We start from the raw sequence: 14090 nt of genomic DNA on the forward strand, positions 1-14090 counted from the left end.
GCCGGGACCTAACATCGCACGCGTGTGATGAAGCGTCGCTAAGCCTGCCATCCGGATGGTGCTTGAAAAAGTTGGCCCGACAGACGATGTTCGGCTCCCTCATACCAATCGGCCAAAGCATCTGATGACGTCAGCCGCTCTTGAACTTGCCTTCCGCTCTGCCGCCGTCGCGCTGCTTGTGGTGCTGGCTGCGTCACTGCTCTCGGATTTTCGCAACGTGCTGGCGGCCCGGCTCGGCGCTGCGTTCGCGCTGGGGTCGGCCGCGCATGCGGCAAGCTATTCGGTCGGCGTGTCGTCTCTGGTTCCGGCCTGGCATGCACCGCTGATCGCGCTGTCGACCGGCAACATCGTGGTGTTCTGGCTGTTCACGCGCGCGCTGTTTGACGACGATTTTCGCCTGCACTGGTGGCATGGATCGATCTGGGGGCTGGTGACGGCCTTCAGCTTCGTCGGGTGCCTCTGGATCGCACCGGGCGGGAACGCCCGTTTCTCCGTCACGATGGTCAATCTGATCGTGCTCGGCTTCATCGCGCTCGCCGTCGTGCAGACGATCGCCTCGTGGCCGGCCGATCTGGTCGAGCGCCGCCGTCGTGTTCGCGTCTTCATCGTCTGCGCCGCTGCGCTCTATGGCGGGTTGAACGCGGTCCTCCAGATCTTTGTTGCCGGCAGCGATGTCGGCGATTTCGCCAACACGATCAATGCCGGCGTGCTTGCCTGCATCGTCGCGGCGATCGCTTACGCCATGCTGCGTGTCGACGGCACCGACCTGTTTCCGGCCACCGCGGAGACTGCGCCGGCGATCGTTTTCAGCCAGCCTGCGGCAGACGACACTGCCGACCAAAAGCTGATCGATGCCTTGATGCGCTTGATGGCGGACGAGCGGATCTATCGCCACGAGAACATCACCATCGGCGTGCTGGCCGGCCGGCTGAAGATTCCGGAGTACCGGCTGCGCCGGCTGATCAACCAGCGGCTCGGCTACCGCAACTTCAACGTTTTCCTGAACAACCACCGCATCGAGGAGGCCAAGGCCGCACTCGCCGACCCCGCGCAGGCCGCGGTGCCCGTCATCACCATCGCCATGGACGCCGGCTTCCAGTCGCTCGGCCCTTTCAACCGCGCCTTCAAGGCGGTCACAGGCGTGACGCCGACGGAGTATCGGCGGCTCAAGGTGAATGCGATCTGATCTCTAATCCGCTGGAATAATTGGATAATTTTGGAATCGGCAAGCCTCTGCGAAGCTTCGGCGATGCCGTTTTCCAAATCCGGCGAGCAGAGCTCTCGCACATCCCGCTTCCTCTTCGGCGCAATTCGCCCAAGCCGGAGAAAGCCCGTGACCCGCCGCCGCAAGATCGTCCTCCTCACCACCGCCATCGCCTGTGCTGGTCTCGCGCTCGGCGCGGCGCGCGCCCGCGACGTGCCGAAGGTCGCTACCGGTTTCGTCGCCGGCATCCTCTGCGCCGAGACGTTCGTCTCAAACCTCGATCCCCGGCGCAATTTCAGCGAGACCACCGATGCGATGCCCGGCACCAGCCTGATCACCTGGGCGATGGATTACCAAGTCGATCGCGCGCGCAAGGACATCACCGTGACGTTGTTCGGCATCGGCCGCAGCCATGCCGTCTATCGCGAGGGGCTCGGCTGCACGCTCGATCATGGCGCGGCGCTTGCCGACGTCACGGCGCCCGCGGATGACAGGCACCCCGCGCTGCTGCCGGAGATCGCTGGCCCGTCGATCGTGTCGCCGCAAACTCCGCAACTGACCGCCGCACTCGACCGCGCCTTCACTGAACCCGCGCAGCCGCCCTACCGGCACACCCGCGCCATCGTCGTCATGAAGTCCGGCCGCGTCATCGCGGAGCGCTATGCGGACGGCATTGGACCGGAGACGCCGCTGCTCGGCTTCTCCATGACGAAATCGGTGACCTCGGCGCTGATCGGCGTGCTGGTGCGTCAAGGCAAGCTGAAGCTCGATGGGCCCGCGCCGGTCGCCGCTTGGAAGGACCCGGATGACCCGCGGCATGCCATCACCGTCGATCAGCTGCTGCGTCACACCGCTGGCCTTGCCCTCGGAAGCTCGTTGCAGGCTTCGCTCGGCTCCGCCTTCGAGCCGGTCAATCGCATGAAGTTCATGGAAGGCGATATGGCCGCCTATGCCGAAAGCATGCCGCTCAAGACCACACCGGGCGCCGCGTGGAACTATCACGACGGCAACATCCTGATTCTCTCGCATCTGATCCGCAACGCGACCGGTGGCAATCCGGCCGACGTGCTTGCCTTCGCGCGCCGCGTACTTTTCGCGCCGCTCGGCATGCGCCACGTCACGCTCCAGCTTGACGGTGCCGGCACAGTGGAGGGATCGAGCGAGATGCTGGCATCCGCGCGCGACTGGGCGCGTTTCGGCCAGCTCTATCTCAATGACGGCATGGCCGGCGGCAAGCGCATCCTGCCGGAGGGATGGGTGAGCTACTCGGCTTCGCCGACGCCAAACGCGTGGGTCGGCATCGGCGCCGGCTTCTGGAGCAACCAAGGCGACAGTTTTGGCGCGACCTACCGCGTCGAGCACGGCTGGCCGCGCGATGCGTTCTTCGCCAAGGGTACGATCGGGCAATACGCGATCGTGATTCCGTCGGAGCGCCTGGTCATCGTCCGCCTGGGCCGCTCGCCCAACTGGCCGCAGGAGGCCGATGGCGTGTTTCAGCTCGTGCGGGATGTGGTGGCGGCAACGCGCGAGAAAGGGAAGATGGCGGGGATGGATTGAGCTGTTTCTTACCCTCCCCTGGAGGGGGAGGGTCGTTTCGCATGCAGCGAAGCGAAATGCGAAACGGGGTGGGGTGACGGTGTCTCCGCGTCGAACGCTGTTCCGTGCTGAGAGATCACCCCACCCCGTCTCGCATCGCTGTCGCGCTGCGCGCCGACCCTCCCCCTCCAGGGGAGGGTAAGGGGAGCGTCCGTACGTCGCTAGCTCTGCCTCCCCAGCTCCGTCGCCTTCGCCACGCGGTCGAACCGCTCCAGCGACATGATCGCATCCGCAAGCTTCTCCGCCCGCGCGTTCAGCGCGGGCCGTGCCAAAGTCAGAAACTTCTGCTGCATCGCTTGCGCATCCGGGAAGGAGGTCGGCTCGCCGGATGGATCGGCGTAGATTCGTTCGTGCACGCCATCGTCGGTGGTGATGCTGACGCGGGCGCCAAAGGGGTGGGTGCGGCCGATCTCGAGCCGGTCGTCCTGCACCACGTCGAACTTGTCGGCGAGTGCGTCGATCGCGGCATCGCCGAGGCGGCGATAGTCGTCCCAGCCGAAGCTGCCCTGGTCGAGCGCGAGCGCGCCGGTGAAGAACATCGAGAACTGGCCGCCGACGATCGAGGTGGGATGGCGTTTGGTCGCGGCATCGCCGGTCAGCGTGATGCCGTTGCGATGCAGGCCGATCTCGACGCGCTTGACCTGGTCGGGCGTCAGATTGTGCTCGCGTCGCATCGCGATCAGCGCATCGATCGCCGCGTGGGTGTAGCGGCAGCTCGGATACGGCTTGACGCCGATTTTCATCGTCTCATAGCTCGTGCCGAGCCCGGCGACGGCTTTGTCCGGATGCGCGTCGTCGGTATAGCCGGCGAGCAGGCCGTGCTTGCCTTCGACCGATTCCGTCGCGCCGACGAAATCGCTGCGCGCCAACGTCGCGGCGATCACGCCGTTCATCGCGGCAGCGCCGACCTGGTAGCGCTTGTTCCAGGCGCCGTTGACCAGAAATTGCAGCGAACCGGCGGCCTGGCTGCCGGCGACGCCGAAGGCGGCGATGATTTGCTTGTCGGAGAGGCCGAACAGCTTGGCCGCCGCTGCCGCCGCGCCATAGGTGCCGGCGGTCGCGGTCGGATGGAAGCCGCGGGCATAATGCGAAGTCGGATCGAGCGCGTTGCCGAGCCGGCAGCAGACTTCATAACCTGCGACGATCGCTGTCAGCACGTCGCGGCCGGAGGCGCCGACCATCTCGCCGACGGCGAAGGCAGCGGGAACGACCGGCGCGCTCGGATGCAGTGAGGAATCGGCGTGGGTATCGTCGAAGTCGAGGGAGTGGCCGAGCGCGCCGTTGAGCAGCGCCGCGACCGCCGGTGTCCAGGTCTTGGCATCGCCGAACACGGTGGACTCGCCCTTGGTGTCGAGCGCCAGCGCCTCCAGCATTTTGAGCAGCGACGGGGTGGATTCCGCCTCGCGCCTCGCCCGGATCGCGCTGCCGAGGAAATCCAGCGTCAGCACCTTGGCCCGATCCAGCACTTCGGCCGGAATGTCCTGATATTTCAGGCTGGCGACGTAGGCGGCGAGCGTTGCGGTTTCGTGGGCCATCGTGTTTCCTCGTTTTGGCGCGCAAGTTAGGCGGGCTGATTTGGCCTTTCAAGCGGCCTGGCGGCTGCGGGCATCAGCCATGCTGCCGGCATGGACGGGATCGGCGACCGGGACATTTGGTGATGACACTCGCAAGACAGCTGTTCGACCGGATCCGGTCGCGGCGAACGCAGCTGGGACTGGCGATCCGGGTCACGGTGGCGGCGACCGCGGCTTACGCAATTGCCACGGCGCTGCATCTGTTGCTGCCGCTCTGGGCGGTGCTGACCTCGCTGATCGTGACCCAGATGAGCGTCGGGCGCTCGCTGAAGGCGACGCGCGATTACATGCTCGGCACCATCGGCGGCGCCATCTATGGCGGAGCCATCGCGATCCTGATTCCGTATTCAAGCGAGTTCGGGTTGCTGGGCCTGCTGGTGCTCTCGGTCGCCCCGCTCGCCTTCATCGCCGCGATCAATCCGAGCCTCAGCGCTGCCACCGTGACCGCCGTGATCGTGCTGCTGGTTCCGACCATGCACCATTCCGATCCCATGACCTCGGCGATCGACCGCGTCAGCGAGGTCGGGGTCGGCGCCATCACGGGATTGCTGGTCTCCTTCGTGGTGCTGCCCTCGCGCGCGGTGCGGCAGATCCGCGCCAGCGCGGCAAAACTGCTTGAGCTAATCGCGGAGGCCTTTACCGAACTGCTCGCAGGGCTCACCCGCGGCCGCGACAACGACGCGCTGCACCGGATCCAGGACGGCATCGGCACCGCGATGGTGGGCATGAATGCCATCGGTGCCGAGGCCGAACGCGAGCGCGCTGCGCGTCTGTCGAGCGGCCCCGACACCGGCCCGCTGCTGCGCACGATTTTGCGGCTGCGCCATGATGTCGTGATGATCGGCCGCGCCACCGTGGTGCCGCTGCCGGCCGACGTGCAGATCAGGCTCGCCGCGCCGCTTTCGGAGGTCAGCGCGGCGATAGCACGCTTTCTGAAGTCCGCGGCCGAGGCGCTGCGGGCCGGCGCCGGCGCGCCGCCGATCCACCCCGTGCATGTCGCGCTCCAGCACTACGCCGAGGCAGTCGCCGCCGTGCGCCAGGACGGCCTGATCCGCGGCCAGCCCAGCGATACCGCGGAGCGCTTCTTCGCCATCGGCTTTTCGCTGGAGCAGATGCACCAGAATCTCGGTGACCTCGATCGTGTCGTCGGCGAGTGGTCGGAGGCTATGTCGGACAAGCCTCCGCGGGTTGCCGATTAGCTATCGCGCCGGCTCCACGATTCGTCCCAACATGCTGCGCACCACGAGCTTGTGGAACGGCATGATCAACGTGAGGTAGGTGCGGCCGAGCAGATTATGCGTCCGCACCAGCGTGGTCGAGGTGACCTGGCGGCGCGTCGTTTCGCCGTTGACATCGACCACCAGGCGGAAATCGAGGTGATAATCGTTGAAGCCCGCCACCAGTCGCTCCGGGGTTTCGCTGAGCACCGGAAACAGGCCGATCAGGCCGCCCGGCGCCGGCGCGCCTTCGCCCGAGGTCTTGAGCCCGAACGGCGTTACCAGAACATTGCGCAGGCGCACCAGCGCATCGATCCAGCGCGGTCCGTGCAGCACCATCCGGGTGCAGGCCTGCCGCGCGTCGAGGTTGGCCGTGCCGATCTCGACGCGAAAGGCGTCGATGAACTGCGCGCCAGCGAGCACAGCATTCGCGTCGACATTTGGGGTAACTTCGCGGACCGAGGTCATGCGCCCAATCTGCGCGCCAACATCCGAAACCGCAAGATCAGCAGCCCGGCATAGATAAACGTCCCGATCGACAGTCCGATCCAGACGCCGACGGCACCAAGTCCGGCGTGAAAGGCCAGCATCCAGGCAATCGGGAAGGCGATGCACCAATAGCCGATCGCAGCAAACATGAGCGTCATCCGGGTGTCATTGATGCCGCGCAGCGCGCCGCCCATGATGGTCTGGAGGCCGTCGGCGATGAAGAAGGTCGCGCCGACCAGGAGCAGCATTGCCGTCAGCTCGACGGTAGCCGCGTTGGATTCGCCGCTGCCGAAGAACAGCCGGCCCAGCGCGTAGCGGCCGAGCACGATCGCGATCGTGAGAGCGGACACCAGCGCGATCCCGAGCACGGCGGCGACCAGACCCGCGCGCTTCACCGCGAGCGGATCGCCGCTGCCGAAGGCGTGGCCGACCCGCACGGTCGCGGCCATGCCAATGCCGAGCGGGACCATGAACAGTACGGCCGTGACCTGGAGCGCGATCTGATGCGCGGCGAGTGCGGTGGTCGAAATCAGCCCCATCAACAGCGCGGCCGACGAGAACAGGCCATACTCCATCAGCAGGGACAGCGAGATCGGGGCGCCGATCATGACGAGCTCGCGCATCAAAGGCCAGTCGATCCGCCAGAGATGGGCAAGCGGACGATAATCGGCGAACGGCTTTCGCAAGCCCACAATGGCGATTGCGGCAGCGAAGGTGCCGGCATTGACCAGCGTGGTCGCAAGGCCGGCGCCGAGCAGGCCGAGCTCCGGCAGGCCGAACAGGCCGTGGATCAGGACATAAACCAGCGCGGCATTGGCGGGGATCGCCGCGAGCGTGATCCACAGCGGCGCCAGCGGCCGGTTCACCGCGCTCATCATGCTGCGCAGCGCGACGAAAGCGAGCGCCGGCGCGATGCCCCAGGCCAGCCCGTTCAGATAGTGCTGGGCAAGGCTTGCGGAATGCGGCGCCTGTCCGAGCGCCAATAAGATCCGTTCGCCATAGAGCGGCGAGGCCATCATCGGCAGCGAGATCAGCAGCGCGATCCACAAGCCGGCCCGCAAGGCGTGCCGGAGCCGTCTGACGTCGCCGGCACCAAACGCCTGCGCCGCCAGCGGCGATACCGCCACCACGAGGCCGAGCCCGAACGTGAAGCTGACGAAATAGACTGTATGGGCCAGTGCAGCGGCCGCGACCGCGTCCTCGCCGAGCCGACCGATCAGCGCGAGATCGGTCGTCATCATCGCGATCTGCCCGAGCTGCGTCAGCATCATCGGCACGGCCAGCCGCAGCGTCTCGACGAATTCATCGGCGAGATGGTTGGGCTGCACGCCTTGCGGCTGCGAACGAGACTGGACGGTGTCGAGCATGGCGGGTGAATAACACAGCCACGCGTCGAAAACATGGCCCCGCTTTTTTCCCCTCTCCCCTTGTGGGAGAGGGTGGCTCGTCGCGTAGCGGCGAGACGGGTGAGGGGTTGTCTCCGCGAGCGAGCCTTTCGCAGTCGTCGTGCGGATAGATACCCCTCATCCGGCGCTTCGCGCCACCTTCTCCCACAAGGGGAGAAGGGAGGGAGCCCTCAGCCCTTGCGTTCGGGCACGCGCTTGATCCTGGCGCCGAGTGCGTTCAGCCGTTCCTCAATGCGCTCGTAGCCGCGCTCGATCTGGTCGGCATTGTTGATCGTCGATGTGCCCTCGGCGCAGACCGCCGCAAGCAGCATCGCCATGCCGGCGCGGATATCCGGCGAGGTCATCGGCGCGCCGCGCAGGCGGCTGGGTCCGGCGATGATGGCGCGGTGCGGGTCGCACAGCACGATGCGCGCGCCCATCGCGATCAGCTTGTCGACGAAGAACATCCGCGACTCGAACATCTTCTCGAACATCAGGATCACGCCCTCGCACTGCGTGGCGGTGACGATTGCGATCGACATCAGGTCGGCGGGGAAGGCCGGCCAGGGCTGGTCCTCCAGCTTCGGCACGTGGCCGCCGAAATCGTCCTGGATCTTCAGCGTCTGGTTCGAGGGCACGATCAGGTCGTCGCCCTCGACGCGGCAGACGATGCCGAGCCGTTCGAACCCCATGCGGATCGAGCGCAGATGCTCGACGCCGGCGCGCACGATGCGCAAGGGCGAGCGCGTCACGGCGGCAAGTCCGATCAGCGAGCCGACCTCGATATGGTCAGGCTGGATCCTGTAAGTGACTGAACCCAGCGTCGCCGGCCCGTGCACGATCATGGTGTTGGTGCCGATGCCTTCGATTCTGGCACCGAGCGCCACCAGGAAGTTGGCGAGGTCCTGCACATGCGGCTCGGAGGCGGCGTTGCGCAAATACGTGATGCCGTCGGCGGCCACGGCCGCGACCAGCGCGTTCTCGGTCGCGGTGACGCTGGGCTCGTCCAGGAACACGTCGGCGCCGGTGAGCTTCGAAGCGCGGAATTCAAGCCGGTCGGTCGCGGTCACCTTGGCCCCGAGCTGCTCCAGCGCCAGCATGTGCGTGTCCAGCCGGCGCCGGCCGATGACGTCACCGCCAGGCGGCGGCAGCATCACCTCGCCGCAGCGGGCGAGCAGGGGACCTGCGAGCAGGATGGAAGCGCGGATGCGGACGCAGAGCTCGGGGTCGAGATCGGCGGCGCGGATGCTCTTGGCGTGAATGACAAGCGTATTGCGGGCGGTCCATTCGGCCGACGCGCCGACCGAGCGGATCAGCTCGACCAGCGTCTCGGTGTCGCGGATCCGCGGCACGTTCTCCAGCGTCACCGGATGCTCGGTGAGCAGCGCGGCCGCGATGATCGGCAGCGCCGAATTCTTGTTGCCGGACGGCTCGATCGAGCCCGAGAGCCGGTGACCGCCCTCGACGATATATTGGATGGGCGCCACTTGGGTTCTGTCCTGTTGATTGAGCCGGGCCGCTTCGGGAGCGGAAAATACAGAGAATTGAGCAGGGTAGCAATTCTGCACTTGTCGCGGACTGAGGTCGCTCATTGGGCCCGAAGAGGCCTTTGGGCTCGCCGCGTCACAAGACCCTCATGGTGAGGAGCGCGGTACGCGCGTCTCGAACCATGAAGGCCCCGCTCTCGCCCGCGGCCATCCTTCGAGACGCCCGCTTGTCGCGGGCTCCTCAGGATGAGGGCGAATGCAAGCCTCAGATATCGATCGTCGCGCTCAGCGAATGTTCCTGGATGAAGTCGCGGCGCGGCTCGACGACGTCGCCCATCAGCTTGGTGAAGATGTCGTCGGCCTCGTCGACCTCCTTGACCTTGACCTGGAGCAGCGAGCGCGCGTCGATGTTGAGCGTCGTCTCCCACAGCTGCTCGGGGTTCATCTCGCCGAGACCTTTGTAGCGTTGCAGCGTGACGCCCTTGCGGCCGGCGTCGGTGACCGCTTCGAACAGGTCGACGGGGCCGTAGACCATGTGCTCGACATCCTTGCGGCGCAGCTTGCCGGGGCGGGCGTAAACCTCCTGGAGCTTCTCCGTGTACTCGTCGAGCTTGCGGGCTTCGACCGATCCCAGAAAGGCGTCGTCGATGACGGCGGCTTCCTTGACGCCGCGCACCGTGCGCTCGAACTGGAAACCCTGGCCTTCCACGTATTGACCGATCCAGCCGCGCTCGACCTCCTCGGCCAGAGTGTCCAGGCGGGCGGCAATGTATTTTGCGGCTGCGGCGGCCTTCTCCGGATCGCCGTAGATCGCCTTGTTGAGCACGCCGGTGATGGCGGCCTGCTCGATCACCTTGCGATTGTAGCGGCTGTGCAGGCTGCGCAGGACGCCGCGGACGGTGCGGGCATCGTCGATCAGCGAACGCAGATCGCGGCCGGTGCGATCGCCGCCGGTGCCGGGACTGTAAACGCAATCATCGAGCCCGGTATCGATCAGATAATCCTCCAGCGCCCGCTCGTCCTTCAGGTACTGTTCGGACTTGCCGCGGTTGACCTTGTAGAGCGGCGGCTGGGCGATATAGAGATAGCCGCCGTCAATGATATCGCGCATCTGGCGGTAGAAGAAGGTGAGCAGCAGGGTGCGGATGTGCGCGCCGTCGACGTCGGCGTCCGTCATCACGATGATCTTGTGATAGCGCAGCTTCTCGATCGAGAACTCGTCGCTGATGCCGGTGCCGAGCGCGGTGATCAAGGTTCCGATCTGCTCGCTGCCCAGCATCTTGTCAGGACGCACGCGTTCCACGTTGAGGATCTTGCCGCGCAGCGGCAGCACCGCCTGGAATTCGCGGTTGCGGCCCTGCTTGGCGCTGCCGCCTGCCGAATCGCCCTCGACGATGAACAGCTCGGATTTCGCCGGGTCCTTTTCCTGGCAGTCGGCGAGCTTGCCGGGCAGCGAGGAGACCGAAAGCGGGCTCTTGCGCGTCAGCTCGCGCGCTTTTCGCGCGGCTTCGCGGGCGGCGGCGGCCTGGATCACCTTGCCGACGATCATCTTGGCTTCGCTGGGGTGCTCCTCGAACCAGGCCTGCAGCGCCTCGTTCAGGACGTTCTCGACCACGGGACGCACTTCCGAGGACACCAGCTTGTCCTTGGTCTGCGACGAGAACTTTGGATCGGGCACCTTCACCGACAGCACCGCGGTGAGGCCTTCGCGGCAGTCGTCGCCAGTCAGCGCGATCTTTTCCTTCTTCGCATTGTTCTCGGCATAGCCGTTGACCTGGCGCGTCAGCGCGCCGCGGAAACCGGCGAGATGAGTGCCGCCGTCACGCTGCGGGATGTTGTTGGTGAAGCACAGCACGTTCTCATGGTAGCTGTCGTTCCACCACAGCGCGGCCTCGACGCCGATGCCGTTGGCGTCCGCGCGCACCATGATCGGCGCCGGCACGATCGCCTTCTTGTTGCGATCGAGATATTTGACGAACTCCTCGACGCCGCCGGAATAATGCATCTCCTCGCGCTTCTCGACCGCGTGACGCATGTCGGAGAGGGCGATGTTGACGCCGGAGTTGAGGAAGGCGAGCTCGCGCAGCCGGTGCTCGAGGGTCGCGAAATCATATTCGATGTTTTTGAAGGTGTCGGGCGAGGCGAGGAACGTCACCTCGGTGCCGCGCTTGCCCGGCGCGTCGCCGACCACCTTGAGCGGGGCGACGGCATCGCCATGGGCGAACTCGACGTAGTGCTCCTTGTTGTCGCGCCAGATCCGCAAGCCCAGCTTGCTGGACAGGGCGTTGACCACGGAGACGCCGACGCCGTGCAATCCGCCGGACACCTTGTAGGAGTTCTGGTCGAACTTTCCGCCGGCGTGGAGCTGGGTCATGATGACCTCCGCCGCCGAGATGCCTTCGCCCTTGTGGATGTCGACGGGAATGCCGCGGCCGTCGTCGCGCACGGTAACGGAACCGTCGGCATTGAGGATCACATCGACGCGCGTGGCGTGGCCGGCGAGAGCCTCGTCGATGGCGTTATCGACCACCTCATAGACCATGTGGTGCAGGCCGCTGCCGTCGTCGGTATCGCCGATATACATGCCCGGACGCTTGCGGACGGCATCGAGACCCTTGAGCACCCGGATCGATTCCGCGCCGTATTCATTCGCGGGAGTGGGCTCGGTTTCGGCGGTCGTCTGCCGGGCAGGTTCTGTCATTGAGAGGCCTTCGAGGATGTCGTCGAATCAGCGGCGCAAAAAGGCGCTGATTGCAGCTATTTGTGCCATGAAAGGAGGATTGCGCCTAGCGCAAAGTATCCTCCCGCAACCCTTTGAGCAGATAGGGATTTTCGCCCGGTTTTCAAGCCGTTTGAAAGCTGATTTGGGGCACTGCGAAAAGCCCGATTCGGCCCCTGGTTTTCAGTCCCGGAAGGCGTGGATTTTGCGGGTATGGGAAGCGCGGTTCCGAGACGCCTTGCGCGCCCCGGAACGACCCGCGCTCAGTACATCTGCAGCGGCAGGACATCGCCGCTCGGCCCCACCATGAGGCCCCAGGTATCGCCGGCGGCCACGGTGAGGGTCTCATTGCGGGCGGGATGCCCGGCCACGCGCAGCGCATATTGGTACTTGCCGGGCGGCAGGTCGAGCATCGGGCCTTTCGGCGATTGCGGGCTGCCAGCACCGGCTGCGATCTTGATGGTCTGCTTGTTGATCGTCAGCGCAGCTTCCTTTTGCCCCACATTGCCGAGCATCAGCCTGGCCTGTCCGGGCTTCGGCATGATGTCGGCCCTGGTCGCGGCATCCGGATTCTTCTGCGCCAGATTGACCGTGGTCTCGCCCCCGGCGCGGCCGAGCTTGAGCACGGCGGGGCCCTGCGGCGAGGTGAAGTCGATCTGCGCGCGTTCTGCGGACACGGTCGCACCGTTGGCCTTTTCCTCCCAGCCGAGCTTTCCAAGTTCGGATCGGTAGAAGGCCAGGACGTCGCCAAGCGGGGCAGGGATGCTGGCTTCCAACTCGCGGCGGAATGGGGCCTCGCTGCCCGGCAGCTTTGTAGCGGCAAGCGAGGTCGATGAACGCTGCGTCGGTACCGGCAGTTGAGATTCGGAATCGGGCTTGAGCGGCTCCGCGGATTTGGCCTGTGCCTCGGCCGCAGGCTTGGCTGCGGCCACCATGAGGCCGGAGCCGTCGGCGCGGACATTCACCTTCGGGCCCATCTGCATCACGGTCATCGAGACCGCCTTGCCGGCTTTCGAGAACTCCATCATCGCCATGTTGGGCTGGTTGATGACTGATGGTTGCTCCTTCCAGCCCGCGGACTTCAGCGAGGCGCGATAGAAGGCGGTGAGCGCTTTCACGCTTGAGCTGGACGAGAATTCGAGCTGGCCGTCGTCGCCCGCGAATTTCACGCCCTCGGCCGTTTCGGGGAGCGGCACAGGCGTTTTGCTGTCAGCGAGCGCGTTCAGCGGCGCGTCGGACAGTGTTGCGGCCTGCGTCTTGCGGCGGATTTCGTCGGCGGCGATGACCTGCTTGGCGGCCGTCTCCGCATCCTTGAAGAATCTTTCGTCGGCTTCCTTCTTCGCCTTGATCCGCGCCGCCAGCGCCGCTTCCGTCAACTGCGTGGCCATGCTGACAATGGTGAAATCATATTTGCGGCCGAGCCGCAGCACGCCGCTTTCCTCGGCCGAGGAGACCTTGATCGCCATTTCGTCGTCCGTGGCAACCGTCGCGTTGCCATTCTCCTGCCATCCGCGCGCAGCGAGCTCGCGACGATAGAAGGCGAGCACCGCGGGCAGCTCGGCCATTACGGCGGCCGACATCTCGCGCTTGTCGGAGCTGGCGCTGCCCTTACCCATGGCCGTCTTGGTTGGACTCGGCCGCGGCAGGCCGGCGAGGTCGCTGTCTGCCCTGAGATCGGCGGGGAGAGCGAAGGGCGCGATCCTGATGTCGACATTGGTCCTGCCGTCGTCGCGGCGCGTCAGCGTCAGCATGACCGGCTTCTGCTTGTAGAAGCCGGTGACGTCGCCGTCGGGATGGTCGAAGAACGCGCGCTGGCCATTCGGAACGGTCTCGTCCAGACCGGTCGTCGTCCAGGGGGCGGCCGTCTCGGGTGTCAGCTTCCGCCAGCCGATCGCCGCCATCTGGCTGGTGTAGAAATCCGATGTTGTATCGGGCGCGGTTGGCGCGACGCAGCCCAGATAGGGCCTTGTGCCATCGAACACGATGTCGCTTGCGCCCTCGGGGAACGGCACGTTCGAATAGATCCGGTCGGTCGTGTAATAGACCACGGACTGGTCGGGCCGGCCGAGTGCTTGGGTGAAATGAACCGAAAGTCCCTGCCGCCCCTTCTTGAATTTCAGCGTGGTGCTTTTTTCCTCCAGCGGCATCACATAGGGCACCCAGCCGTCGGCACTCAGGAGCTTTCGCACGGCGGGCAATGTCACCACCTGTGGCGTCGGCACGCGATATTCCACGCGGTAGCGATCCGGGTGCGATGTGTCCTCAACCGCGCCCTCGAGCTGCGGCAGGGCGTGCACGTCGACGATGCCGTCGTCAGCGCGCGCGGGAAGCGAAGCGCTCGCCATGAACAGAAGGCTGCAGGCAAGCAGCCGCCAGCGTGCCGGGACCTGGGCCCCGCGCTTGATCATCGACATCGCCA

The 14090-nt window shown here is 65.7% G+C and carries 9 protein-coding genes; 3 read left to right on the forward strand and 6 right to left on the reverse strand.

The genetic code is table 11. The features are described from left to right. Positions 1-124 precede the first annotated feature (124 nt). Positions 125-1186 carry an AraC family transcriptional regulator gene (locus FXV83_RS01490; protein WP_148737067.1) on the forward strand — a complete coding sequence of 354 codons (1062 nt, stop codon included), beginning with the start codon at positions 125-127 and terminating at the stop codon, positions 1184-1186. A gap of 147 nt (positions 1187-1333) precedes the next feature. Then, positions 1334-2761 carry a serine hydrolase domain-containing protein gene (locus FXV83_RS01495; RefSeq protein ID WP_148737069.1) on the forward strand — a complete coding sequence of 476 codons (1428 nt, stop codon included), beginning with the start codon at positions 1334-1336 and terminating at the stop codon, positions 2759-2761. A gap of 200 nt (positions 2762-2961) precedes the next feature. Here FXV83_RS01495 and FXV83_RS01500 read toward each other — a convergent pair whose 3' ends face one another. Beyond that, on the reverse strand, positions 2962-4335 hold the full coding sequence (locus tag FXV83_RS01500; protein ID WP_148737071.1) for an MmgE/PrpD family protein: 1374 nt from the start codon (positions 4333-4335) through the stop codon (positions 2962-2964). Positions 4336-4457: 122 nt separating this feature from the next. Between FXV83_RS01500 and FXV83_RS01505 the strand changes: the two genes are divergently transcribed. Then, the gene (locus tag FXV83_RS01505) at positions 4458-5573 is read left to right on the forward strand and encodes an FUSC family protein (protein WP_148737073.1); all 1116 of its coding nucleotides are present in this window, start codon (positions 4458-4460) and stop codon (positions 5571-5573) included. Here the strand turns inward: FXV83_RS01505 and FXV83_RS01510 are convergent, their stop codons facing one another. The 5 genes from FXV83_RS01510 to FXV83_RS01530 form a co-directional block, all read right to left on the reverse strand. Further along, positions 5574-6059, reverse strand: a complete 486-nt coding sequence (locus tag FXV83_RS01510) for a DUF2867 domain-containing protein (protein WP_148737075.1) — start codon at positions 6057-6059, stop codon at positions 5574-5576. Next, a complete protein-coding gene (locus FXV83_RS01515) occupies positions 6056-7447 on the reverse strand; it encodes an MATE family efflux transporter (protein WP_148737077.1) in 1392 nt (463 codons plus the stop codon). Before FXV83_RS01515 ends, FXV83_RS01510 begins: the two co-directional genes overlap by 4 nt. Before the next feature lie 209 nt (positions 7448-7656). After that, on the reverse strand, positions 7657-8952 hold the full coding sequence (murA, locus tag FXV83_RS01520) for a UDP-N-acetylglucosamine 1-carboxyvinyltransferase (RefSeq protein ID WP_148737079.1): 1296 nt from the start codon (positions 8950-8952) through the stop codon (positions 7657-7659). Between the two features lie 265 nt (positions 8953-9217). Beyond that, positions 9218-11653, reverse strand: a complete 2436-nt coding sequence (gene gyrB / locus FXV83_RS01525; protein WP_148737081.1) for a DNA topoisomerase (ATP-hydrolyzing) subunit B — start codon at positions 11651-11653, stop codon at positions 9218-9220. A gap of 281 nt (positions 11654-11934) precedes the next feature. Next, positions 11935-14085, reverse strand: a complete 2151-nt coding sequence (locus tag FXV83_RS01530; protein ID WP_148737083.1) for a hypothetical protein — start codon at positions 14083-14085, stop codon at positions 11935-11937. Between the last annotated feature and the right edge of the window lie 5 nt (positions 14086-14090).

It is taken from the genome of Bradyrhizobium hipponense (assembly GCF_008123965.1).
GTDB lineage: Bacteria > Pseudomonadota > Alphaproteobacteria > Rhizobiales > Xanthobacteraceae > Bradyrhizobium > Bradyrhizobium hipponense.

Excerpts from the sequence above, each read along its gene's own strand:
- FXV83_RS01515 (WP_148737077.1), bottom strand. The coding sequence starts at position 7,447 with ATGCTCGACACCGTCCAGTCTCGTTCGCAGCCGCAAGGCGTGCAGCCC.
- FXV83_RS01490 (WP_148737067.1), top strand. The coding sequence starts at position 125 with ATGACGTCAGCCGCTCTTGAACTTGCCTTCCGCTCTGCCGCCGTCGCG.
- FXV83_RS01530 (WP_148737083.1), bottom strand. The coding sequence starts at position 14,085 with ATGTCGATGATCAAGCGCGGGGCCCAGGTCCCGGCACGCTGGCGGCTG.
- gyrB (WP_148737081.1), bottom strand. The coding sequence starts at position 11,653 with ATGACAGAACCTGCCCGGCAGACGACCGCCGAAACCGAGCCCACTCCC.
- FXV83_RS01500 (WP_148737071.1), bottom strand. The coding sequence starts at position 4,335 with ATGGCCCACGAAACCGCAACGCTCGCCGCCTACGTCGCCAGCCTGAAA.
- FXV83_RS01505 (WP_148737073.1), top strand. The coding sequence starts at position 4,458 with ATGACACTCGCAAGACAGCTGTTCGACCGGATCCGGTCGCGGCGAACG.
- FXV83_RS01510 (WP_148737075.1), bottom strand. The coding sequence starts at position 6,059 with ATGACCTCGGTCCGCGAAGTTACCCCAAATGTCGACGCGAATGCTGTG.